This window comes from Pseudomonas sp. GW821-FHT07G06 (assembly GCF_058986625.1).
In genome coordinates this window covers 208,254-232,327 of the sequence record NZ_JBYSVW010000005.1, presented here as the reverse complement: position 1 = coordinate 232,327, position 24,074 = coordinate 208,254, and the positions used below count along the sequence as shown (strand labels likewise).

Here is a 24,074-nt window from a genome sequence, read left to right as displayed (position 1 = left end):
AATGCGCTTGAAACCAGCCATACTTACCAATATTGCAATCCTCAGGAGGAGCACCTCATGCCCTACAACCATATTCTGGTCGCTGTAGATCTGACCGAAGAGTGCGACCCTGTGATCCACCGCGCTCGCGAGCTGTCGGTGAGCAACGGCGCGAAATTGTCACTGGTGCACATTGTCGAGCCGATGGCGATGGCCTTCGGCGGCGACGTGCCGATGGACCTGTCACAACTGCAACAGCAGCAGTTCGATCAGGCCAAGGAGCGCCTTGACCGCTTGATCCTCAAATACCCGGAGCTCTCCAGGGAATACAGCCACCTGACCTATGGCCAGCCACGCCAGGAAATCCACCACCTGGCAAAGGAGCAAACCTGCGACCTGATCGTGGTGGGCAGCCATGGCCGGCACGGCCTGGCACTGCTGCTCGGCTCCACCGCCAATGACGTGCTGCATGGCGCGCCTTGCGATGTGCTTGCGGTGCGCCTGCAAACCAAAAGCTGACAACACCCGTCCTGTAGGAGCGAGCTCGCTCGCGATGAACCTGAGAACGCCGCGGGGCATCAGGTTTCCCGCGTCATCGTTGACGACCATCGCGAGCGAGCTCGCTCCTACAGGGGATTGCGTTTCATATGAAAAGCCCGGCGTTCACGTGTGTGAAGCCGGGCTTTTTTATTGCAGGGTCAATCAGGCATCCAGTTCGGCCCAGCGCTCGACCATCACGTCGAGTTCAGCCTGCAACTGCGCCAGTTGAGCGATCACTGCAGCTGTCTCGGCAGCCGGGCGCAGGTAGAAACCCGCGTCGGCCATCTGCGCTTCAACGGCAGCGATCTGCTGCTCCATGGCTTCGATCTCGCCGGGCAACGCTTCCAGCTCACGCTGCAATTTGTAGCTGAGCTTCTTCTTCGCCACTGGCGCTTCGACTGCCGGTGCAACCGGTGCAGGCTCGGCCTTCACCACGGCAGAGTTCAGGTCGGCCTTGCCGGACTTGCTCTCGGTCACGCCGAGCAGGCGCGGCGAGCCGCCCTGACGCAGCCAGTCCTGATAACCGCCAACGTATTCGCGCACCTTGCCTTCACCTTCGAAGACCAGGGTGCTGGTCACCACGTTGTCGAGGAATGCCCGGTCGTGACTGACCATCAATACGGTGCCGTTGAAGGTCAGCAGGACCTCTTCGAGCAACTCGAGGGTTTCGACGTCGAGGTCGTTGGTCGGTTCGTCGAGTACCAGCAGGTTCGCCGGCTTGCTGAACAGCTTGGCCAGCAACAGACGGGCACGTTCACCGCCAGACAGCGCCTTGACCGGCGTGCGCGCACGCTGCGGGCTGAACAGGAAGTCGCCGAGGTAGCTCAGTACGTGGCGGCTCTGACCGTCGATATCGATGAAGTCGCGACCTTCGGCGACGTTGTCGATCACGGTCTTTTCCAGATCCAGCTGATGGCGCAACTGGTCGAAGTAGGCGACATCGATCCTGGTGCCCTCTTCCACCTTGCCGCTGGTTGGCTGCAAGCCGCTGAGCATCAGCTTCAGCAGCGTGGTCTTGCCGGTACCGTTGGCGCCGAGCAGACCGATACGGTCGCCGCGCTGCAGCACCATGGAGAAGTCCTTGATCAGGAACGGACCGTCCGGGTGAGCAAAGCTCACGTTATCAAGGACCATGACCTGTTTGCCGGACTTGTCGGCGGTTTCCAGCTGAATGTTGGCCTTGCCGGTCCGCTCGCGACGTTCGCTGCGCTCGACGCGCAAGGCTTTCAGCGCGCGTACACGGCCTTCGTTACGGGTGCGACGGGCCTTGATGCCCTGGCGAATCCATACTTCTTCCTGGGCCAGGCGCTTGTCGAACAGCGCGTTGGCGGTTTCTTCGGCCGCCAGTGCGGCTTCCTTGTGCACGAGGAAACTGGCGTAGTCGCCATTCCAGTCGATCAGGCCGCCACGATCCAGTTCGAGGATGCGGGTTGCCAGGTTCTGCAGGAAAGAACGGTCGTGCGTGATGAACAGCACGGCGCCCTGAAAATCCTTCAATGCCTCTTCAAGCCAGGCGATGGCACCGATGTCCAGGTGGTTGGTCGGTTCGTCGAGCAGCAGCAGGTCCGGCTCGGACACCAGGGCCTGGGCCAGCAGGACGCGACGACGCCAGCCGCCGGACAACTCGGCGAGGGTCTTGTCGGCCGGCAGTTGCAGGCGGCTCAGGGTGCTGTCGACCAGCGTCTGCAAGCGCCAGCCATCGCGGGCTTCGAGGTCGTGCTGGACGTGCATCAGCTTGTCCAGGTCGGCATCGGTGACGATGTTCTGGCTCAGGTGGTGATACTCGGCGAGCAACGCACCGACACCGTCCAGGCCTTCGGCCACCACGTCGAACACCGTCCGCTCGTCGGCCACCGGCAATTCTTGCGGCAATTCGCCGATCTTGAGGCCGGGTGCGCGCCAAACGGAGCCGTCATCGGGCTTCTGGTCGCCCTTGACGAGCTTCATCATGCTGGACTTGCCAGTGCCGTTGCGGCCGATGATGCACACCCGCTCACCACGGGCGATCTGCCAGGACACCTTGTCCAACAACGGCATAGCGCCGAAAGCAAGGGACACATCGCTGAATTTGAGCAGGGTCATGAGCTTCTCCAAAAACCGGGCGCGCATTCTACCTGACTTGAGGCTTCAGAAGGCCGGCAATTTCACTCTCGTAGCACTCTGAACGACAAATGTTGCGAACTGATGCGGGAAGACCCGCAAAGCTTTCGCCGGCTGCTGGCAAAAGGCTAAGCTACAGACAATTCAGTGCGGGCCTGACCCGCACTTGCCATGTTTTCTCTGCCTGGACGTCTCATGCGCAGTCGCCTTTTCAATCTTTTGTCGTGTTTTTTACTTTCAGCCGCAGCGTTTCAATCCGCCCAGGCGGTGGACCTGTCCACCCAACGCCAATATTACGATGAAGCCAAGCGCGCCCTGGCCAAGGGTGATACCGGCCCGTATTTCCGTTACAGCCAGGCCCTCGCCGATTATCCGCTGGAACCGTACCTGGCCTACGACGAACTGACCGCGCGCCTGAAAACCGCGAGCAACGCCGAAATCGAGAAATTCCTCGCCGAACACGGCGACCTGCCCCAGGCCAACTGGATGAAACTGCGCTGGTTGCGCTGGCTGGCGGACCGAGGCGACTGGGCGACCTTCGTCAAGTATTACGACCCGAAAATGAACTTCACCGAACTGGACTGCCTGAATGCGCAGTACCAGATCAGTCACAACCTCAAGGCCGAAGGTTACGCCAACACCGAAAAGCTCTGGCTGACCGGCAAATCCCAGCCCGAAGCCTGCGATGCCCTGTTCGGCATGTGGGCCGCCGATGGCCAGCTGACCGAGCAAAAACGCTGGGAACGCGCGAAACTCGCCGCCCAGGCGCGCAACTACCCGCTGGCCAACAGCCTGGTCAACGGCTTGACCACCCTTGCCCCGCGCGGTCGCTTGCTGGTGGACGTCGCGCAGAAACCGGAACTGCTCAACCAGCCGTCACGCTTCACCCCGGCCGATGAAGCCATGTCCGACGTGGTCAGCCTCGGCCTGCGCCGCCTGGCTCGCCAGGACCCGGACAGGGCCATGAACCTGCTCGACGGCTACGCCAGCAGCATGCACTTCTCCCGGGATGAAAAAGTCGCAATCGCCCGGGAAATTGGCTTGACCCTCGCCAAACGTTTCGACGGCCGAGCCCTGGACGTCATGACCAAATACGATCCGGAACTGCGCGACAACACGGTTTCCGAATGGCGCCTGCGCCTGCTCCTGCGCCTGGCGCGCTGGGACGATGCCTATCAACTGACCCGCCGCCTGCCCCAGGACCTGGCTACCACCAACCGCTGGCGCTACTGGCAGGCCCGCAGCCTGGAACTGGCGCAACCACAGAATCCGGAAGTGCAGACGCTCTACAAGAACCTGGCCCGCGAACGCGACTTCTATGGTTTCCTCGCCGCCGATCGCTCGCAGTCGCCCTATTCGCTGAACAACAAGCCGCTGGTGATGAGCCAGGCGCTGATCAACAAAGTGCGCAACACCCCCGGCATACGTCGCGCCCTGGAGTTCCACGCTCGCGGGCAAATCGTCGACGGTCGCCGCGAGTGGTACCACGTCAGCCGTCACTTCAGCCGTGACGAGATGGTTGCCCAGGCCAAACTGGCTTACGACCTGAAATGGTACTTCCCGGCCATTCGCACCATCAGCCAGGCACAGTATTGGGACGACCTGGATATCCGCTTCCCGATGGCCCACCGCAACACGCTGGTGCGTGAAGCGAAGAATCGCGGCCTGCATCCAAGCTGGGCGTTCGCCATCACTCGCCAGGAAAGCGCCTTCATGGAAGATGCCCGCTCCGGAGTCGGCGCCTCGGGCCTGATGCAACTGATGCCCGCCACCGCCAAGGAAACCGCACGCAAGTTCAGCATTCCCTATAGCTCGCCACAGCAACTGTTCGATCCGGACAAGAACATCCAGCTCGGCGCCGCTTACCTGAGCCAGGTGCACAGCCAGTTCAACGGCAACCGCGTCCTTGCCTCCGCCGCCTACAACGCCGGCCCGGGTCGCGTGCGCCAATGGCTGCGCGGTGCCGACCACCTGAGTTTCGATGTGTGGGTGGAAAGCATCCCGTTCGACGAAACCCGCCAGTACGTGCAAAACGTGTTGTCGTACTCGGTGATCTACGGCCAGAAGCTCAACTCGCCACAGCCGATCGTGGATTGGCATGAGCGGTTTTTCGACGATCAATGACCGGTAATGCCGGTTATGCAGGAGCTGCCGCAGGCTGCGATCTTTTGTTCCTGCTCTAAAAAATGCCCGCATCAAACGATGCGGGCTTTTTTTTGTCAGGGGTCTTGAAGATCAAAAGATCGCAGCCTTCGGCAGCTCCTACAGTTCGGCGGTAGCCTTGCCGTCACTGAACTGCAACGCCGCCAGTCGTGCATACAAGGCATTGCTGGCGATCAGTTCCTGGTGCGTTCCTACCGCTACCAGTTTCCCCTGATCCATCACCGCGATCCGGTCGGCGTTTTTAACCGTGGCCAGGCGATGGGCGATCACCAGAGTGGTTCGGTTCTTCATCAGGCTCGGCAGCGCCTGCTGGATCAGATGCTCACTCTGGGCATCGAGGGCGCTGGTGGCTTCGTCGAGGAGCAGGATCGGGGCGTCCACCAACAACGCGCGGGCGATGGCCAGGCGTTGGCGCTGGCCGCCGGACAAGCCGAGACCGCCATCCCCCAGATGAGTCTGGTAACCGCTGGGCATGGCTTCGATAAAGTCATGGGCGTAAGCGATCTTGGCCGCTTCCTGTACTTCGGCCAGCGTCGCCTGCGGATTGCCGTAGCGAATGTTGTCTTCAATGCTGCCGAAAAACAGCGCCGGGGTCTGTGACACCAGGGCGAAGCAGCGGCGCAGATCCAGCGGATCGAGTTGAGTCAGCGGCACGCCATCGAGCAGGATGCGCCCCTCGGCCGGGTCGTAGAAACGCAGCAGCAAGTCATACACCGTCGACTTGCCGGCCCCGGAGGGCCCGACCAGCGCCAGCGTCTCACCGGCGTTGACCGTCAGACTCAGGCCGTCGACGGCATAACTTTCCGGCCGCGACGGGTAGGAAAAACGCACATTTTGCAGTTGCAGGCGGCCCTCGACCCGTTCCGGCAGCGTCACCGCGCCTGCGACCGGTGGCAGGATGATGTTTTCCGAACGCAACAACTCGGCAATCCGCTCGGCCGCGCCGGCTGCCCGCTGCAACTCCCCGATTACCTCGCTCAAGGTGCCGAACGCACTGCCGACGATCAGGCTGTAGAACACGAACGCCGCCAGCTCGCCGGCGGAAATTCGCCCGGCGATGACGTCCATCCCGCCGACCCAGAGCATCACCCCGACCGCGCCCAGGACCAGCACGATCACCAGGGTTATCAGCCACGCCCGCTGGAAGATACGCTTGCGTGCGGTGTTGAACGCCTCCTCCACGGTCACGGCAAACCGTTGCTCGTCCTGGACCTGATGGTTGTAGGCCTGCACGGTCTTGATCTGCCCCAGGGTTTCGGAAACATAACTGCCGATATCGGCAATCCGGTCCTGACTCAGGCGCGAGAGGTTGCGCACCCGGCGACCGAAGATCAGGATCGGTGCGATCACCAGGGGCAAGGCCACCACCACGATACTGGTGAGCTTGGGGTTGGTGATGAACAACAGGACGATCCCGCCGATCACCATCAACAGATTGCGCAGGAACAACGACAGCGAAGACCCGATGACCGATTGCAGCAGCGTGGTGTCGGCGGTCAGGCGGGACTGGATTTCGGAGCTGCGATTGTCTTCGTAAAAACCCGGGTGCAGGTAAATCAGATGATTGAACACGTCACGCCGGATATCGGCGACGCAGCGCTCGCCGATCCACGACACCAGGTAAAACCGTGCAAAGGTTCCGATCGCCAGCCCCACGACCAGCAACATGAACAGGCCAATGGACTGATTGAGCAGGTGTGGCGACTGGGTCATGAACCCCTTGTCCACCAGCAGGCGGATGCCCTGCCCCATGGACAAGGTGATGCCGGCGGTGACAATCAACGCCAGCAAGGCGCCGAAGGCCTGCCAGCGATACGGCGCAATGAAACGACTGGCCAGGCGAACGGCACGGCGGTGACGGGCAGAGAGCATCGCAAACATCCGGGACAAGACAATCATTAGGGTCAGCCTACACCGCTCAATGGGGTGGCTCGCTGCAAATCACAATGAGTCAGGTTAATTATGTCCACCAACACTAGAGGCTAGACGCTATTGGTCTAAAGTTCGGGTAGCCACGGGAAGGCATTTCTGCTGGACTGGGTCTGTCCCCCCGGAAAGATCGCAGGGAGTTGTCATAGCCCGGTCACCTGGCGGCTCTACAGTAAGCACACAACCTGATGAGGAGACAGGCCATGTCCTTGCAACACAGCAGCGATGACAAGATTCAAGTGATCCGCACGCAACCAGACCAGTCTCTGGGCTGCTCGATTATCGACGAGCAAGGCCGCGAAGTACCGATCACTGAAGAAATGATCCAGAAAGCTTGCAGCGAACTGGAAAAGCGATTGGTCAAGCCTGCCGAACAAGAGTGATATAGCCACCGTCTTCTTGACCCGGCCCATAGTTGGCCGGGTTTTTTATACCTGCTGATCCGATCCAGAACTGTGGCGCGCCCTTCGCGAGCAGGCTCGCTCCCACAGGGGGCTTGTGGCGCATGAAGATCCAGTGTGGGAGCGAGCCTGCTCGCGAAGGGGCCGCCACGGCCCATCAGATTGTCGCCGCCCCCAACGCCGCCACAATCCGCTGCAACTCAGGCGCATCCCCCTCGATCCGCACCTGCAACCCGTCGATCTCACGGCGCGAAGGATAATTCTTGCGCAGCACATCGAATGCCGCGCGCTGCTCGCTGACACTGCCGACAAGGCTGCGACGGAAATCCGCATCGTCACGACGCGGGTCATACACCCCGCGGCACAGCATCGCCAAGGCCCAGGCCGGGTCGCTTTGCGCATTCAGGGTCACGTGCGACAGCCAGGGTGCCGGCAGCAAATCGCTCAGGCTGACGCGGGCCGGTTGCCCGAGGAAATCGCAATACGCCTGATAAATCTGCGCGGTGCCCCGCTGCTTGCCGTCGAGGCTGTAACCGGCAATGTGCGGCGTGGCCAGCACGCACAGCTCGGCCAGCGCCACGTCGACTTCAGGCTCGCCTTCCCAGACATCGAGCACTGCTTGCAGGTCTTCACGCTCCAGCAGTACATCGCGCAGTGCCGCGTTGTTGACCACCGGTCCGCGGCTGGCATTGATCAGCCAGGTACCGGGCCTGAGCTGATTGAGGCGTTTTTCATCGAACAGATGCCAGGTCGATTGAGGCCCCTGCTTGGTCAGCGGCGTGTGCAGACTGATGACGTCGCACTCTTCGATGATCTGCTCAAGGCTGACGTAGTCACCGCCTTCAGTCGCCTGCCGTGGTGGATCGCACACCAGCACCTTCCAGCCCAGGCCCTGCAGGACCTTGACCAGTCGGCCACCCACCTCGCCGGCGCCGACCACGCCGTAGGTGCGCCGGGTCAGGTCGGCCCCTTCGATTTCGGCCAGGGTCAGCAAGCTGCCGAGCACATAGTCGACCACGCCGCGGGCATTGCAGCCCGGTGCGCTAGCCCAGGTGATGCCGGCCTGCTGAAAGTAATCCAGGGCCAGATGATCGGTGCCGATGGTGCACGTACCGACAAAGCGCACCTTGCTGCCTTCGAGCAGCGCGCGATTGACGTTGGTCACCGAACGCACCAACAGCACATCGGCCTGCTCGACCATGGTACGGTCGATGGCGCGACCCGGTACCCGGCGGATTTCACCGAAGCCTCCAAAGAAGGCATCGAGCAGGGGGATATTTTCATCGGCAACAATCAACATGGCAGGCTCCTTTGGCGGATCGGCAGTGTAGGCGTAGATGCCTCGTTACGCCTAGCCTGCATACCGTGTAGGAGCTGCCGCAGGCTGCGATCTTTTGACTTTGTTTTTAAGGGCAAGATCAAAAGATCGCAGCCTGCGGCAGCTCCTACAGAGATTACAAATCGGTAACACGAGCTTTTTCCTGACTGCCGCGTCAACGCGTAGAATGCGCGGCTGTGCATCAAAACCCTCTTGGACGTTTCGCTATTGAATCCTGTTATTGAAAGTACCGTCGCCACTGCTCCCGCGCGGACGACACCCGTTCGCCTGGAACTCAAGGGCCTGCTCGGCCTGGCCCTGCCCATCATGATCGCGCAACTGGCCACCACGGCCATGGGCTTCGTCGATGCGGTGATGGCCGGCCGCGTCAGCCCACGGGACCTGGCCTCGGTGGCCCTGGGCAACTCGATCTGGATTCCGGTCTACCTGTTGATGTCCGGCGTTCTGCTGGCGACCACACCCAAGGTCGCGCAACGCTTTGGCGCCGCGCAGTTCGACCAGATCGGCCCGTTGGTACGCCAGGCGCTGTGGCTGGCATTGTGTGTCGGCTTGATCGGCAGCGGCCTGCTGCTCGGCGCCGAACCGATCCTGCACTGGATGAAAGTCGATCCGCAATTGATCGAGCCGAGCATGGGTTACCTGCACGGGATCGCCTTCGGATTTCCCGGCATGGCGTTCTATTACGTATTGCGCTGCTACAGCGATGGCATGGGGCGTACCCGCCCGAGCATGGTCATCGGCTTGTGCGGCCTGCTGCTGAACATCCCGCTGAACTATGCGTTGATCTACGGCCATTTTGGCGCACCGGCCCTGGGCGGCGTCGGTTGCGGCTGGGCCAGCGGCATCGTGATGTGGTTCATGGCGTTGAGCATGGCCGGCTGGACCTTCTGGGCCCCCTTCTATGCCCGCACCCGGGTGCTGGTGCGCTTCGACCGCCCGCAATGGGCCGTGATCAAGCGCCTGGTCGGCATTGGCCTGCCGATTGGCATCGCCGTCTTCGCCGAGTCCAGCATCTTTGCGGTCATCGCGCTGTTGATCGGCAGTCTCGGCTCTACCGTGGTGGCCGGGCATCAGATCGCCCTCAATATCAGCTCGTTGCTGTTCATGATTCCTTATTCGCTGGGCATGGCGGTGACCGTGCGCGTCGGTCAGGCACTGGGGGCCGGCAATCCCTGGCAGGCGCGTTTCGCGGCGAAGGTCGGGCTCGGCGCGGCACTGGTGTTCGCGGCGTTCTCGGCGAGCCTGATCCTGCTCCTGCGCGAACCGATCGCCTCGATCTACACGCCTGACAAGGCTGTGATCCAGATTGCGTCGATGTTGATTGTCTATGCCGCGCTGTACCAGTTTTCCGATGCCATCCAGGTGATCTGCGCAGGCGCGTTGCGTGGATACCAGGACACCCGGGTGACCATGATCCTGACCTTGTTCGCCTATTGGGGCATCGGCCTGCCGGTCGGCTACGTGCTGGGACTGACCGATTGGTTCGGTCCGGCCAGCGGCCCAAGCGGGCTGTGGGAAGGGTTGATTGCCGGTTTGAGCTGTGCGGCGCTGATGTTGTCGATCCGCCTGACGCTCAGTGCGCGCCGGCGAATTCGTAACAGCCGCTCGGCCGGCTGATTGCACAAATTGTAGGAGCGAGCTTGTTCCGGGCGGCGTTCCGACGAAGGTCGTGAACGGTAACGCGTAAAACCAGATGCCTAACGGCGCCTTCGTTTTTTCGCGAGCAAGCTCGCTCCTACAGTTGCGTCATGATGCGAACTTAAACGGACTTCTTGCGAATCCAGTAGAGATAAGTGCCCTCCTCCTCGTGCTGCGCCACCAGTTCGTGGTCGAGAAACACACAGAACTTGGGAATGTCACGACGGGTCGACGGGTCTGTGGCGATGACCTTGAGCAGGCCGCCGGGCACCAGGTCACGGATGTGCTGGTGCAGCATCATCACCGGCTCGGGGCAGTTGAGGCCGGTGGCATCGAGGGTGCCGTCTACCGGCGTATCAAGCAATTCACTCATGATTCACTCCTGAAACTGGCCGGCATTGTCGCGCATTGCCGGGTGTAACGTCATCTGTGGCAATACGCCGCCCCCTGTAGGAGCTGCCGAAGGCTGCGATCTTTTGATTTTGTCTTTAAGGGCAAGATCAAAAGATCGCAGCCTTCGGCAGCTCCTACAGGGGCCGGTCGGCTAGCGGGACTTGGGTTTCTTCACGTCCAGCCGACGCAAATGGCAGGTCACTTCCTCGCGGTCGTGGTACAGCTGCTTGCAGCCGATCTCGACCTTGATGCCCCGCGCCTTGAAACCATCGGCAATGCGCTCGAGCAGACGCTTCACCTCGGCATAGCGCTGTTTCATCGGCAGCTTGAGGTTGACCACCGCCTCGCGGCAATGGCCGTCACCGATCCACTCTTCCAGCATCGCCGCATTGCGCGCCGGCTTCTCGACGATGTCGCAGACCATCCAGTCCACCGACTGCTTGGGCTTGAAGGTGAAACCGTCGGCCATCAGGTGTTGCACCAGACCGGTGTCCATCAGGCTTTCGGCCATCGGGCCGTTGTCGATGGCGGTCACCAGCATGCCGCGGTTGACCAATTGCCAGGTCCAGCCACCCGGAGCGGCCCCGAGGTCGACGCCGGTCATGTCGCTGTGCAGGCGCTCGTCCCACTGGTCGCGAGGGATGAAGTGGTGCCAGGCCTCTTCCAGCTTCAGGGTCGAGCGGCTCGGCGCCTCCCGAGGAAACTTCAAGCGGGGAATGCCCATCGGCCACATCGCCGAGTTGTTCGACTCGGCCAGCCCCATGAACACCTCACGGCCGCTTTTGAAGGTCAGCAACAGCCGCGGCTTGTGAGCGTCTTCCACCAGTTTGCCGGCGGCCATCAGCGCCTTGCGCAGGTGCACTTCGAACTTTTTGCAGAAGTTCGACAGTTCCTTGCCATCATTGGTATCGACCATTTCCAGCCACAGGCTGCCGCACAGCGGAAAGTCCGCCATATGGGCGAGAATCACGCTGATGCGGTCGGTTTCCGGCAGATCGATGAAGATCCCCCGGGCCCACTGGCGCGGGAAGATCAGCTCGGCGAAACGCTGCCCGCGCATCAGGCGCTCGGCGCCGTCTTCTTCGGTGCAGACGAACTCGGCGCAAGCGGTGGCGGCTTTGGCCTTGGCGTAGCCGGCCACGTTCAAGCGCGCGGCGAGGTCGGAAATCTCGGAACAGACTTCGCCTTCGAAGCCCGGCCGGCAATGCATGAATAGGGTGTTCATTCTTACTCCTGGACCCTGTAGGAGCGAGCTTGCTCGCGATGGACTCCAGGGCGGCGCATTTATTCAGGAAACACGCGTTATCGTTAACGTCCATCGCGAGCAGGCTCGCTCCCACAAAGAGAGACCGCTTGCCCTGAAGCAAAGCCTGTCACGAAAACCGGCGCATGATAGCCGAGATCGGAACCTGGGGTCTGTCCATAGAGTCCAGTTATTAGCCAGCTACCGAAAACAGGGCTAGGTTTAAGGCTCTGTCCGTCCCCTCAGTCCGTAGCCGTGCGGACTTCAAGGAGTGATCGTAATGCCGTCCCTCGATAGCCTGAAGACGTTGAAAACCCTGCAAGTCGGCAACAAGACCTACCACTACTTCAGCCTGCCCGACGCCGCCAGGAGCCTGGGCGAGCTGGACAAGTTGCCGATGTCGTTGAAAGTCCTGCTGGAAAACCTGCTGCGCTGGGAGGACGAAAAAACCGTCACCGGCGCCGACCTCAAGGCACTGGCCGCGTGGCTCAAGGAGCGTCGCTCCGACCGCGAAATCCAGTACCGCCCGGCGCGGGTGCTGATGCAGGACTTCACCGGCGTTCCCGCCGTGGTCGACCTGGCCGCCATGCGCGCGGCCATGGCCAGGGCCGGCGGCGATCCGCAGCGCATCAACCCGCTGTCGCCGGTGGACCTGGTGATCGACCACTCGGTGATGGTCGACAAGTTCGCCAGCAGCAGCGCCTTCGAGCAGAACGTCGACATCGAAATGCAGCGCAATGGCGAGCGTTATGCGTTCCTGCGCTGGGGTCAGAGTGCCTTCGACAACTTCAGCGTGGTGCCGCCGGGCACCGGGATCTGCCACCAGGTGAATCTTGAATACCTCGGTCGCACGGTCTGGACCAAGGACGAGGACGGCCGCACCTATGCCTTCCCCGACACCCTGGTTGGCACCGACTCCCACACCACCATGATCAACGGCCTCGGCGTGCTGGGCTGGGGTGTCGGTGGTATAGAGGCAGAAGCGGCGATGCTTGGGCAACCGGTGTCGATGCTGATTCCCGAAGTCATCGGTTTCAAACTCACCGGCAAGCTCAGGGAAGGCATCACCGCCACCGACCTGGTGCTGACCGTGACCCAGATGCTGCGCAAGAAAGGCGTGGTGGGCAAGTTCGTCGAATTCTACGGCGACGGCCTTGCCGACCTGCCGCTGGCCGACCGCGCGACCATCGCCAACATGGCGCCGGAATACGGCGCCACCTGCGGTTTCTTCCCGGTGGACGACGTCACGCTGGAGTACTTGCGCCTGTCCGGCCGCCCTCTTGAAACGGTGCAATTGGTCGAGGCCTACAGCAAGGCCCAGGGCCTGTGGCGCCTGCCCGGCCAGGAGCCGGTGTTCACCGACAGCCTGGCGCTGGACATGGGCAGCGTCGAAGCCAGCCTCGCGGGACCAAAACGCCCGCAGGACCGGGTGTCGCTGCCGAATGTCGCGCAAGCCTTCAGCGACTTCGTCGACCTGCAATTCAAACCCACCAGCAAGGAAGAGGGTCGCCTCGAAAGTGAAGGTGGTGGTGGCGTCGCCGTCGGCAACGCCGATATGGCCGGCGAAGCGGATTACGATTACGAAGGCCAGACCTATCGCCTGAAAAACGGCGCCGTGGTCATCGCCGCCATCACCTCCTGCACCAACACCTCCAACCCGAGTGTGATGATGGCGGCCGGGCTGGTGGCGAAGAAGGCCGTGGAAAAAGGCCTGAAACGCAAACCCTGGGTGAAGAGCTCGCTGGCCCCCGGCTCGAAGGTGGTCACCGACTACTATAAGGCGGCCGACCTGACCCGTTACCTCGATGAATTGGGCTTTGCCCTGGTCGGCTACGGCTGCACCACCTGCATTGGCAACTCCGGGCCGCTGCCGGAACCGATCGAGAAAGCCATCCAGCAAGCCGACCTCACCGTGGCGTCGGTGCTCTCGGGCAATCGCAACTTCGAAGGCCGGGTGCATCCCTTGGTGAAAACCAACTGGCTGGCCTCACCGCCATTGGTGGTCGCCTATGCGTTGGCGGGCACGGTACGCACCGACCTCAGCCGCGAACCGCTGGGCGAAGACAAGGACGGCAAACCGGTTTACCTGCGGGACATCTGGCCCAGCAGCCAAGAAATCGCCGACGCGGTGAATCAGGTCAACACCGCCATGTTCCACAAGGAATACGCCGAAGTGTTTGCCGGAGACGAACAATGGCAGGCAATCGAGGTTCCGCAAGCGGCGACCTATGTCTGGCAGGACGACTCGACCTACATCCAGCATCCCCCTTTCTTCGACGACATCGGCGGCCCGCCGCCCGTGGTCAAGGATGTCAGCGCAGCGAACATTCTCGCCCTGCTCGGCGACTCGGTGACCACTGATCACATCTCCCCCGCCGGCAACATCAAGGCGGACAGCCCGGCAGGGCAGTACCTGCGCGACAAAGGCGTGGAACCGCGGGACTTCAACTCCTACGGTTCGCGGCGCGGCAACCATGAAGTGATGATGCGCGGCACCTTCGCCAACATCCGCATTCGCAACGAAATGCTCGGCGGCGAGGAAGGCGGCAACACCCGCTACATTCCCACCGGGGAAAAAATGCCGATCTACGACGCCGCCATGCGCTATCAGGCATCGGGCACCCCGCTGGTGGTGATTGCCGGCCAGGAATACGGCACCGGATCGAGCCGCGACTGGGCGGCCAAAGGCACCAATCTGCTGGGCGTCAAAGCGGTCATCGCCGAAAGCTTCGAACGCATCCATCGCTCCAACCTGGTGGGCATGGGCGTGCTGCCGTTGCAGTTCAAGCTGGACCAGAACCGCAAGAGCCTGAACCTGAACGGCAGTGAAACCCTGGACATCCTCGGCTTGAGCGGTGTCGAGCTGACGCCACGGATGAACCTGACACTGGTCATCACTCGCGAAGACGGCAGCCGCGAGAAAGTCGAGGTGTTGTGCCGCATCGATACGCTCAATGAGGTGGAGTACTTCAAGTCCGGAGGGATTCTGCATTACGTGTTGCGGCAGCTGATTGCGTCGTAACTGACGAGCAATACACAGACACACACCGCCTTCGGGCGGTGTTTTTATATATGTCGCCTACATCCCTATAATCGCGCGCCGCAATCCCTTGTGGGAGCGAGCCTGCTCGCGATGGCAGTGTGTCAGTTGGAATCAATATTGACTGGCACAACGCCATCGCGAGCAGGCTCGCTCCCACAGGGGGGTGGTGGTGCATCGCACATTCAGACACAAGGACTTCAAATGATTGCCCTGCCATGGACGTTTCTGGCCCTGCTCACCCTCGGCTACGGATTGGCGCTGAGCTATGGTCACCTCGATTGGCGGGCGGCAATCTCGGTGATGCTGCTGTTGACCGCAGGCTTCACCGTTCGCCAGCACGTGATTCCTGGTCTACGCATCCTCGGCCACGGCCTGTTCATCGTTCTGGCGCTGGCCCTGGCATTGCACTGGCTACCGGGCTTCCATAACGGTCGCGGCATTGCGCTGCAGCGTTTCAGCGAAAACGCCATCCCGTTTTCCATGTTCCTGAACCTGGACAAACCGCTGATCGGCTTCTGGCTGCTGTTGGTCTGCCCATGGATTGTCGGTCGTTACCCGTTGCGCTCCTTTCTATATGCCACCGCACTGGCACTGACCTTGAGCGCCGTGCTGACACTGGGCGGCGCGCTGTTGCTGGGTGTCATCGCCTGGGCGCCGAAATGGCCTGATCAGGCCTGGCTGTGGCTACTGAACAATCTGCTGCTGGTGACGCTGGTCGAGGAAGCGCTGTTCCGCGGCTACATCCAGGGTGGCCTGAGCCGTTGCCTGAAAAACCTGCGCCATGGTGAAAACCTTGCCCTGCTCCTGGCTTCGTTGATCTTCGGCCTGGCCCATGCCGGGGCAGGCTGGCAATGGGTCCTGCTGGCCAGCCTGGCCGGGATCGGCTATGGCCTGGCCTACCGTTTCGGCGGGCTGGCGGCCGCAATCGCCACCCACTTCGGCTTGAACCTGCTGCACTTCAGCCTGTTCACCTATCCGATGCTCGCCGGCTGACGCAAGGGTCATTTTGCGACGCATTGCTGATTTTCGAAAAATAACCTCAACAATCCGCCGGTCTTGCCGATACAGCACTTGAAAGCCTTGCGGATTAAAAAAGCCATGCGTAACAACCAGCCAATTACACAACGCGAGCGGACCTTCCCGGCCCAGCAACGGTTGATTTCCACCACCGATGCCAAGGGCATGATCACCTACTGCAACGACGCCTTTGTCGAAATCAGCGGGTATTCCCGAGAGGAACTGATCCGTGCACCGCACAACCTGGTCCGTCACCCCGACGTCCCGGCCGCGGTGTTCGCACACATGTGGGGCACACTGAAACAAGGCTTGCCATGGATGGGCATTGTGAAGAATCGCTGCAAGAGCGGTGACCACTACTGGGTGAACGCCTATGTGACACCGGTCTTCGAAGGCAATCAGGTGGTCGGTTACGAGTCGGTGCGGGTCAAGCCCACCGCCGAACAGATCCGCCGTGCCGAAGCGCTCTACCAACGCATCAACCAGGGCAAGTCAGCCATCCCCTCCTCGGACAAATGGCTGCCGATCCTGCAGGACTGGCTGCCGTTCATTCTGGTCAGCCAATTGAGCTTCATGATCGGTGCATCGCTGAACTCCCATTGGGGTTTTGCCCTGGCCGCCGGACTCTCGGTGCCGCTGGGCCTGATGGGCCTGCAGTGGCAACAGCGCGGGATCAAGCGTTTGCTGCGCCTGGCCGAGCAGACTACCTCCGACCCCTTGATCGCACAGATGTACACCGACAGTCGCGGCGCCCAGGCGCAGCTGGAGATGTCCATCCTCAGCCAGGAAGCACGCTTGAAAACCTGTCTGACGCGACTGCAGGACACGGCCGAGCACTTGACCGATCAGGCCAGGCAGTCCGATGCCCTGGCGCACAACAGTTCCAGCGGCCTGGAACGTCAACGGGTCGAGACCGAGCAGGTGGCCACCGCGGTCAACCAGATGGCCGCGACCACCCAGGAAGTCGCCAGCCACGTACAACGCACCGCCGACGCCACCCAGGAAGCCAATCGCCTGACCGGTCGCGGTCGTGACATCGCCGGGGAAACCCGCGAAGCCATCCAGCGCCTGTCGGTGGTGGTCGGTGAAACCGGCGTCACCGTGACCCAGCTGGCCAAGGACAGCAACGAAATCGGTGGCGTGGTCGATGTGATCAAAGGCATCGCCGACCAGACCAACCTGCTGGCCCTGAACGCCGCCATCGAAGCGGCCCGTGCCGGTGAGATGGGCCGTGGTTTTGCGGTGGTGGCCGACGAAGTCCGTCAGCTGGCGCAACGCACCAGCGAGTCCACCGGGCAGATTCATGCGCTGATCGCCAAGCTCCAGCATACTGCCGGTACTGCGGTGCAAACCATGGAAGCCGGGCATCGTCAGGCGGAAGAAGGCGTGGCGCGAGTGCTGGAAGCGGACAAGGCACTGGTGGGGATCAGTGAAGCGGTGGCCAACATCACCGACATGACCACCCAGATCGCCGCCGCGACCGAAGAGCAAAGTGCCGTGGCCGAAGAAATCAGCCGCAACATCAGCAACATCTCGGCGCTGGCGGACCAGACCTCGGAGCAGGCGCAGAACTCGGCGTTGTTGAGTGAAGAGCTGACCAAGACTGCGAACACTCAGTATTCGTTGGTGGAGCGGTTCAACCGCTGACAGCAAAGTCAAAAGATCGCAGGCTGCGCCAGCTCCTACAGGGGCTGCCGAAGGCTGCGATCCTTTGATCTTGCATGTTAATCAATCACACCACTGATCCCTGTAGGAGCTGCCGAAGGCTGCGATCTTTTGATCTTGCTTCCTACAAAAAGCCAGCCACCCTGCCCGCCGCAGCCGCCAAATGCTGCTCATGGCTAAACCCCGAAGCCTTCAACGGCTTCAAGTCATGATCCCCTGCCACCAGCCAGAACACCTCAATGCTCGGTGACAATGCGTAAGCCTCGACCGCCTCGCGATTGCCCAAAGCATCCCGCTCGCCCTGCACAATCAGGGTTCGGGTTTTCAAAGCAGCCAAATGCTCGACCCGTGGCTTCTCCGGCTTGCCCACCGCATAAAACGGATACCCCAGGCACACCAGCGCATCCGCCCCCAACTCATCGGCGAGCAAACTGGCCATGCGCCCGCCCATGGACTTGCCGCCGATCGCCAGCGGCCCAGTGACATGGCGTCGCACCTGGGCATACACCTCACGCCAGCATTCGAGCAATTTCGGCGCCGGATTCGGTGGACGCTTGCCGCCGTCGAGGCGCCGCTGCGCCATGTACGGAAACTCGAACCGCAACACGTTGACGCCTTGAGCGGCGAGGCGTGCAGCCATGTCGCTCATCCAGTCGCTGTCCATCGGTGCGCCGGCGCCGTGGGCGAGGATCAGCGTCGCCGCTGCCGTGCCAGTGGCGGCATTCCACAACCATCCATGATCCCGCACGCACTGCGCCCATTGATCCCCGTCAATACCGGCCTTGTGCCCTTTGCCCATGCTTGCCTCGCTTTCAGTCTGCCTATAACTCCGGCCGAAGGGTGCGCTGCCTTGCGCGAGTGCGCCCACTTCGGCTGAACCGTGGATGGGGAACCATGAACACTTCTATCAGTACCGCCTACAACTACAAGGTGGTCCGCCAATTCGCCATTATGACGGTGGTGTGGGGCATCGTCGGCATGGGGCTCGGGGTTTTTCTCGCTGCCCAGTTGGTCTGGCCCGAACTCAACTTCAATTTGCCCTGGACCAGCTTCGGCCGCTTGCGCCCGTTGCACACCAACGCGGTGATCTTCGCCTTCGGCGGCTGCGCGCTGTTCGCCAGCTCGTTCTATTCGGTGCAACGCACCTGCCAGACGCAATTGTTTGCGCCGAAAATCGCCGCGTTCTGCTTCTGGGGCTGGCAGCTTGTGATCCTGCTGGCGGCTATCAGCCTGCCGCTGGGCTACACCAGCTCCAAGGAATACGCCGAGCTGGAATGGCCGATCGACATCCTGATCACCATTGTCTGGGTCGCCTACGCCATCGTGTTCTTCGGCACGATCATGCAGCGCAAGACCAAACACATCTATGTCGGTAACTGGTTCTTCGGTGCGTTCATCATCACCGTGGCGATCCTGCACATCGTCAACAACATGGAATTGCCGGTCAGCTTCACCAAGTCCTACTCGCTGTACTCCGGTGCCACCGACGCGATGGTGCAATGGTGGTACGGCCACAACGCCGTGGGCTTTTTCCTCACCGCCGGTTTCCTCGGCATGATGTACTACTTCGTGCCGAAACAGGCCGAGCGCCCGGTGTATTCCTATCGCTTGTCGATCGTGCACTTCTGGGCGCTGATCACCCTGTACATCTGGGCCGGCCCGCACCACCTGCACTACACCGCACTGCCGGACTGGGCACAGTCGCTGGGCATGGTGATGTCGCTGATCCTGCTCGCACCGAGCTGGGGCGGCATGATCAACGGCATGATGACCCTGTCGGGCGCCTGGCATAAATTGCGCAGCGACCCGATCCTGCGCTTCCTCGTGGTGTCGCTGGCGTTCTACGGCATGTCGACCTTCGAAGGGCCGATGATGGCGATCAAGACGGTCAACGCCCTCTCCCACTACACCGACTGGACCATCGGCCACGTACACGCCGGCGCCCTCGGCTGGGTGGCGATGATTTCCATCGGCGCGCTGTACCACATGATCCCGAAAGTCTTCGGACGCGAGCAGATGCACAGCATCGGCCTGATCAACGCGCACTTCTGGCTCGCCACTATCGGCACCGTGCTGTACATCGCCTCGATGTGGGTCAACGGCATCGCCCAGGGCCTGATGTGGCGTGCGGTGAACGAGGACGGCACGCTGACCTACTCCTTCGTCGAAACCCTGGTGGCCAGCCACCCTGGCTTCGTCGTGCGGCTGGTGGGTGGCGCGATCTTCCTCAGCGGCATGTTCCTGATGGCCTACAACACCTGGCGCACCGTGCGGGCCTCGCAGCCTGCCGAAGTCGCCGCTGCCGCGCAGATGGCCTGAGGAGTCCGCCATGAAACACGAAACTATCGAGAAAAACGTCGGCCTGTTGCTGCTGCTGATGATCCTGGCCGTGAGCATCGGTGGCCTGACCCAGATCGTCCCGCTGTTCTTCCAGGACGTGACCAACAAGCCGGTGGAAGGCATGAAGCCCTACACCGCGCTGCAACTGGAAGGCCGCGACATCTACATCCGCGAAGGCTGCGTCGGCTGTCACTCACAGATGATCCGTCCGTTCCGCGCCGAGACCGAGCGCTACGGGCACTACTCGGTGGCCGGCGAAAGCGTTTGGGACCACCCGTTCCTGTGGGGCTCGAAACGTACCGGGCCGGACCTTGCGCGGGTCGGGGCGCGCTACTCGGATGACTGGCACCGCGCGCACTTGTACAACCCGCGCAACGTCGTGCCGGAGTCGAAGATGCCCGCCTACCCGTGGCTGGTGGCCAATCAACTCGACAGCAGCCACACCGAAACCAAGATCAAGGCGATGCGCACCCTGGGCGTGCCGTACACCGACGAAGACATCACCGGCGCCGTTGCCTCGCTCAAGGGCAAGAGCGAAATGGATGCACTGGTCGCCTACCTGCAAGTGCTCGGCACTGCCATCAAGAGCAAGAGGTGAGCCATGGTTGTTGAGATGAGCACTGGAATGATCCGCGGCCTGGGCACCGTCGTTGTCTTCATCGCCTTCGTCGGCCTGACCCTGTGGGTGTTCAACGGCAAGCGCAATCCGGAATTCGCCGAAGCGCGCCTGCTGCCGTTCGCCGACGAACCACAACCCGACATCACCGAAGATTCAGCAACAAGGAGTACCCGGCCATGACCACCTTCTGGAGTACGTGGATCTGCGTACTGACCATCGGCAGCCTGATCGGCCTGACCTGGCTGCTGATCGGCACCCGCAAGGGCGAGACCAAGGGCAGCGTCGACCAGACCATGGGCCACAGTTTCGATGGCATTGAGGAGTACGACAATCCGCTGCCGCAATGGTGGTTCATGCTGTTCGCCGGCACGCTGGTGTTCGCCGTCGGCTACCTGATCCTTTATCCCGGCCTGGGCAACTGGAAAGGCATCCTCCCCGGCTATGAGAACGGCTGGACCGGCGCTCACGAGTGGGAAAAGGAAATGGCCAGGGCTGACGCCAGGTTCGGACCGATCTTCGCCAAATTCGCGGCAATGCCTCTGGAAGAAGTGGCCAAAGACCCGCAAGCGCTGAAAATGGGCGGCCGCCTGTTTGCCTCCAACTGCTCGGTGTGCCACGGCTCGGATGCCAAGGGTGCATTCGGTTTCCCCAACCTGACCGACAGCGACTGGCGCTGGGGCGGCCACGCAGAAACCATCAAGACCACCATCATGGGTGGTCGGATGGCGATGATGCCGGCCTGGGGTGAAGTCCTGGGGGAAGAAGGCGTGAAAAACGTCGCCGCTTATGTGCGCCATGATCTGGCCGGCCTGCCGTTGCCGGAAGGCAACAAGGCGGACCTGCAAGCCGGACAGCAAGCCTTCAGCACCACCTGCGTGGCTTGCCATGGGGCAAACGGCCAGGGCACCGAAGCCATGGGCGCGCCGAACCTGACGCACCCGGCCGGCTTCATTTACGGCACCAGCCTGACCCAGCTTGAACAGACGATTCGGCATGGTCGCCAGGGCCATATGCCGGCGCAGAACGAACTGCTCGGCAACGACAAGGTGCAACTGCTGGCCGCGTATGTGTACAGCCTGTCCCACGGTTTGAATACCGAGCGCCTGCAGGCTGAAGACAACCGCGAATAAATCCCGACCGCTCTGCTGCCGCATTCTCCCGGATGCGGCAGTTCCCTGCCCCTTTGCGACGCATTGTCGCACCCTCTCTGACTCTTCCTTTCGGTTCCCCGGATTCAGGTCTAAGCTTCCCCCGATGCGGACTGGCCGGTGCCGGTTCCAGGTCGACCCTGAACGATGTGTTCGACGAATCTGCCCGATGACAGGCCGCAAAGGCTGGTAGATACCGGCTGTCGCGCCAGTTGCCTTCGGTCAGCCAAACGTTGCGTTTGAACACACCCCGTTACATCCGACCTGACCCCCTCGCCTGATCAGTCCGCCGGGACGTTTTGCCCGCGGGCAATTTTGTCCCTACGCGGCGCATGGAAAGGCCGCAGAATCAGCATTTGAAAGCATTGACCCAGGTCATGGCGCGTTGCAATGACCCCCTGCTTTCTCCATACTTGCGGCCGATTTTTAATCCTAATAAAACACCCAAACCGTGGAACCTTAGAATGAGCACAGCAATCAGTCCGACTGCTTATAACTATAAGGTAGTCCGCCAGTTCGCCATCATGACGGTGGTCTGGGGGATCCTTGGCATGGGGCTCGGTGTCTTCATCGCCTCGCAACTGGTCTGGCCGGAGTTGAACTTCGGTCTGGCATGGACGAGCTTTGGACGCCTGCGCCCGCTGCACACCAACCTGGTGATTTTCGCCTTCGGTGGATGTGCACTGTTTGCCACTTCTTATTACGTCGTGCAGCGAACCTGCCAAACGCGACTGATTTCCGACAGCCTCGCGGCCTTCACCTTCTGGGGATGGCAAGCGGTGATCGTCGGCGCGATCATTACCTTGCCGATGGGTTTCACCACCACCAAGGAATACGCGGAACTGGAATGGCCCCTGGCTATTCTGCTGGCCATTGTCTGGGTCACCTACGGTCTGGTGTTCTTCGGCACCATCGTCAAGCGCAAGACCAAGCACATCTATGTGGGTAACTGGTTCTACGGTGCCTTCATCGTCGTGACCGCGATGCTGCACATCGTCAACCACATGTCGCTGCCGGTCAGCCTGTTCAAGTCCTACTCGGCCTACTCGGGTGCGACTGACGCAATGATCCAGTGGTGGTACGGCCACAACGCCGTGGGCTTCTTCCTGACCACCGGCTTCCTGGGCATGATGTACTACTTCGTGCCGAAACAGGCCGAGCGTCCGATCTACTCCTATCGCCTGTCGATCGTGCACTTCTGGGCGCTGATCACCCTGTACATCTGGGCCGGTCCCCACCACCTGCACTACACCGCACTGCCGGACTGGGCTCAGTCGCTGGGCATGGCGATGTCGATCATCCTGCTGGCACCAAGCTGGGGCGGCATGATCAACGGCATGATGACCCTGTCGGGCGCCTGGCATAAGCTGCGCACCGACCCGATCCTGCGTTTCCTCGTGGTGTCCCTGGCGTTCTACGGCATGTCGACCTTCGAAGGCCCGATGATGGCCATCAAGACCGTCAACTCGCTGTCGCACTACACCGACTGGACCATCGGCCACGTACACGCCGGTGCATTGGGCTGGGTAGCGATGATCTCGATCGGCGCCATCTACCACATGATTCCGAAACTGTTCGGTCGTGCGCAGATGCACAGCACCGGCCTGATCAACACGCACTTCTGGCTCGCAACCATCGGTACCGTGCTCTACATCGCCTCGATGTGGGTCAACGGCATCACCCAGGGCCTGATGTGGCGTGCAATCAACGACGACGGCACCCTCACCTACTCGTTCGTCGAAGCACTGCAGGCCAGCCACCCGGGCTTCATCGTCCGCGCCCTGGGTGGTGCGTTCTTCGCCACCGGCATGCTGTTCATGGCCTACAACGTCTTCCGTACCGTACGCGCCTCGAACCCGGCTGAAGCCGAAGCCGCCGAACAGATCGTCGTAGTTGGAGCTCACTGATGAAGCATGAAGCAGTCGAGAAGAATATTGGCCTGCTGGCCTTCTTCATGGTCATCGCCGTCAGCGTCGGCGGCCTGACCCAGATCGTTCCGCTGTTTTTCCAGGACGTCACCAACAAGCCGGTCGAGGGCATGAAGCCCCGCACCGCCCTTGAACTGGAAGGCCGGGATGTTTATATCGCCAACGGTTGTGTCGGCTGCCACTCGCAGATGATCCGTCCGTTCCGTGCTGAAACCGAACGTTATGGCCACTATTCGGTCGCCGGTGAAAGCGTCTGGGACCACCCGTTCCTGTGGGGTTCCAAGCGTACCGGTCCGGACCTGGCCCGTGTCGGCGGTCGTTACTCCGATGACTGGCAGCGTGCGCACTTGTACAACCCGCGCAACGTCGTGCCCGAGTCGAAAATGCCGGCCTACCCGTTCCTCGTGGAAAACAAGCTCGACGGCAAAGACACCGCCAAGAAAATGGAAGTGTTGCGCACGCTCGGCGTCCCTTACACCGACGAAGACATCGCCGGCGCCAGGGATGCCGTGAAGGGCAAAACCGAAATGGACGCGCTGGTGGCCTATCTGCAAGGCCTGGGCACCATCATCAAAAGCAAACGGTGAAT

General features: G+C 61.5%; 19 protein-coding genes. 13 read left to right on the top strand and 6 right to left on the bottom strand.

What is annotated here, in order from left to right:
* The first annotated feature begins 57 nt into the window (after window positions 1-57).
* Window positions 58-498 carry a universal stress protein gene (locus AC3WJW_RS12260; RefSeq protein ID WP_007974054.1) on the top strand — a complete coding sequence of 147 codons (441 nt, stop codon included), beginning with the start codon at window positions 58-60 and terminating at the stop codon, window positions 496-498.
* Window positions 499-681: 183 nt separating this feature from the next.
* Here the strand turns inward: AC3WJW_RS12260 and AC3WJW_RS12255 are convergent, their stop codons facing one another.
* Window positions 682-2,601, bottom strand: coding sequence for an ATP-binding cassette domain-containing protein (locus tag AC3WJW_RS12255; RefSeq protein WP_493726164.1), 1,920 nt, complete (start codon window positions 2,599-2,601; stop codon window positions 682-684).
* Window positions 2,602-2,814: 213 nt separating this feature from the next.
* On the opposite strand from AC3WJW_RS12255, the gene AC3WJW_RS12250 reads away from it, so the two are divergent.
* Window positions 2,815-4,743 (top strand): transglycosylase SLT domain-containing protein, encoded by a 1,929-nt coding sequence (locus AC3WJW_RS12250; RefSeq protein ID WP_493726163.1) that lies wholly within the window; start codon window positions 2,815-2,817, stop codon window positions 4,741-4,743.
* 138 nt (window positions 4,744-4,881) lie between these two features.
* On the opposite strand, the gene AC3WJW_RS12245 is transcribed toward AC3WJW_RS12250, so the two are convergent.
* Window positions 4,882-6,663 (bottom strand): ABC transporter transmembrane domain-containing protein, encoded by a 1,782-nt coding sequence (locus AC3WJW_RS12245; RefSeq protein ID WP_493726266.1) that lies wholly within the window; start codon window positions 6,661-6,663, stop codon window positions 4,882-4,884.
* A 251-nt stretch (window positions 6,664-6,914) separates the two neighbouring features.
* Here AC3WJW_RS12245 and AC3WJW_RS12240 point away from each other — a divergent pair, with 251 nt between their 5' ends.
* Window positions 6,915-7,094, top strand: coding sequence for a PA1571 family protein (locus tag AC3WJW_RS12240; protein WP_007974065.1), 180 nt, complete (start codon window positions 6,915-6,917; stop codon window positions 7,092-7,094).
* Between the two features lie 175 nt (window positions 7,095-7,269).
* Here AC3WJW_RS12240 and pdxB read toward each other — a convergent pair whose 3' ends face one another.
* Window positions 7,270-8,412, bottom strand: a complete 1,143-nt coding sequence (pdxB, locus tag AC3WJW_RS12235; protein WP_493726162.1) for a 4-phosphoerythronate dehydrogenase PdxB — start codon at window positions 8,410-8,412, stop codon at window positions 7,270-7,272.
* A gap of 246 nt (window positions 8,413-8,658) precedes the next feature.
* Between pdxB and AC3WJW_RS12230 the strand changes: the two genes are divergently transcribed.
* Window positions 8,659-10,068 carry an MATE family efflux transporter gene (locus AC3WJW_RS12230; RefSeq protein ID WP_493726161.1) on the top strand — a complete coding sequence of 470 codons (1,410 nt, stop codon included), beginning with the start codon at window positions 8,659-8,661 and terminating at the stop codon, window positions 10,066-10,068.
* A gap of 142 nt (window positions 10,069-10,210) precedes the next feature.
* Here AC3WJW_RS12230 and tusA read toward each other — a convergent pair whose 3' ends face one another.
* Entirely contained in the window at window positions 10,211-10,462 is a 252-nt protein-coding gene (gene tusA, locus AC3WJW_RS12225) for a sulfurtransferase TusA (protein ID WP_493726160.1), read from the bottom strand.
* Between the two features lie 171 nt (window positions 10,463-10,633).
* Window positions 10,634-11,707 (bottom strand): 23S rRNA (cytidine(2498)-2'-O)-methyltransferase RlmM, encoded by a 1,074-nt coding sequence (rlmM, locus tag AC3WJW_RS12220; RefSeq protein WP_493726159.1) that lies wholly within the window; start codon window positions 11,705-11,707, stop codon window positions 10,634-10,636.
* 298 nt (window positions 11,708-12,005) lie between these two features.
* On the opposite strand from rlmM, the gene acnA reads away from it, so the two are divergent.
* From acnA to AC3WJW_RS12205, 3 genes are all read left to right on the top strand, one after another.
* The gene (gene acnA, locus AC3WJW_RS12215) at window positions 12,006-14,747 is read left to right on the top strand and encodes an aconitate hydratase AcnA (RefSeq protein ID WP_493726158.1); all 2,742 of its coding nucleotides are present in this window, start codon (window positions 12,006-12,008) and stop codon (window positions 14,745-14,747) included.
* Window positions 14,748-14,969: 222 nt separating this feature from the next.
* Complete coding sequence (locus AC3WJW_RS12210; RefSeq protein WP_493726157.1) at window positions 14,970-15,761, top strand: CPBP family intramembrane glutamic endopeptidase; 792 nt, start codon at window positions 14,970-14,972, stop codon at window positions 15,759-15,761.
* 105 nt (window positions 15,762-15,866) lie between these two features.
* Window positions 15,867-17,432, top strand: coding sequence for a methyl-accepting chemotaxis protein (locus tag AC3WJW_RS12205; RefSeq protein ID WP_493726156.1), 1,566 nt, complete (start codon window positions 15,867-15,869; stop codon window positions 17,430-17,432).
* A 142-nt stretch (window positions 17,433-17,574) separates the two neighbouring features.
* Here AC3WJW_RS12205 and AC3WJW_RS12200 read toward each other — a convergent pair whose 3' ends face one another.
* Window positions 17,575-18,249 (bottom strand): alpha/beta family hydrolase, encoded by a 675-nt coding sequence (locus AC3WJW_RS12200; RefSeq protein WP_493726155.1) that lies wholly within the window; start codon window positions 18,247-18,249, stop codon window positions 17,575-17,577.
* Between the two features lie 95 nt (window positions 18,250-18,344).
* Between AC3WJW_RS12200 and ccoN (AC3WJW_RS12195) the strand changes: the two genes are divergently transcribed.
* The 6 genes from ccoN (AC3WJW_RS12195) (at window position 18,345) to ccoO (AC3WJW_RS12170) (ending at window position 24,072) form a co-directional block, all read left to right on the top strand.
* A complete protein-coding gene (ccoN, locus tag AC3WJW_RS12195; protein WP_104449736.1) occupies window positions 18,345-19,769 on the top strand; it encodes a cytochrome-c oxidase, cbb3-type subunit I in 1,425 nt (474 codons plus the stop codon).
* Window positions 19,770-19,779: 10 nt separating this feature from the next.
* A complete protein-coding gene (gene ccoO, locus AC3WJW_RS12190; protein WP_008020035.1) occupies window positions 19,780-20,388 on the top strand; it encodes a cytochrome-c oxidase, cbb3-type subunit II in 609 nt (202 codons plus the stop codon).
* 3 nt (window positions 20,389-20,391) lie between these two features.
* The gene (locus AC3WJW_RS12185; protein ID WP_007999407.1) at window positions 20,392-20,589 is read left to right on the top strand and encodes a cbb3-type cytochrome oxidase subunit 3; all 198 of its coding nucleotides are present in this window, start codon (window positions 20,392-20,394) and stop codon (window positions 20,587-20,589) included.
* The gene (gene ccoP / locus AC3WJW_RS12180; protein ID WP_493726154.1) at window positions 20,586-21,539 is read left to right on the top strand and encodes a cytochrome-c oxidase, cbb3-type subunit III; all 954 of its coding nucleotides are present in this window, start codon (window positions 20,586-20,588) and stop codon (window positions 21,537-21,539) included. Before AC3WJW_RS12185 ends, ccoP begins: the two co-directional genes overlap by 4 nt.
* Window positions 21,540-22,021: 482 nt before the next feature.
* Window positions 22,022-23,464, top strand: coding sequence for a cytochrome-c oxidase, cbb3-type subunit I (gene ccoN, locus AC3WJW_RS12175; protein ID WP_102698755.1), 1,443 nt, complete (start codon window positions 22,022-22,024; stop codon window positions 23,462-23,464).
* A complete protein-coding gene (ccoO, locus tag AC3WJW_RS12170; protein ID WP_011333287.1) occupies window positions 23,464-24,072 on the top strand; it encodes a cytochrome-c oxidase, cbb3-type subunit II in 609 nt (202 codons plus the stop codon). The genes ccoN (AC3WJW_RS12175) and ccoO (AC3WJW_RS12170) overlap by 1 nt, the downstream gene beginning before the upstream one ends.
* The last annotated feature ends 2 nt before the right edge of the window (window positions 24,073-24,074 follow it).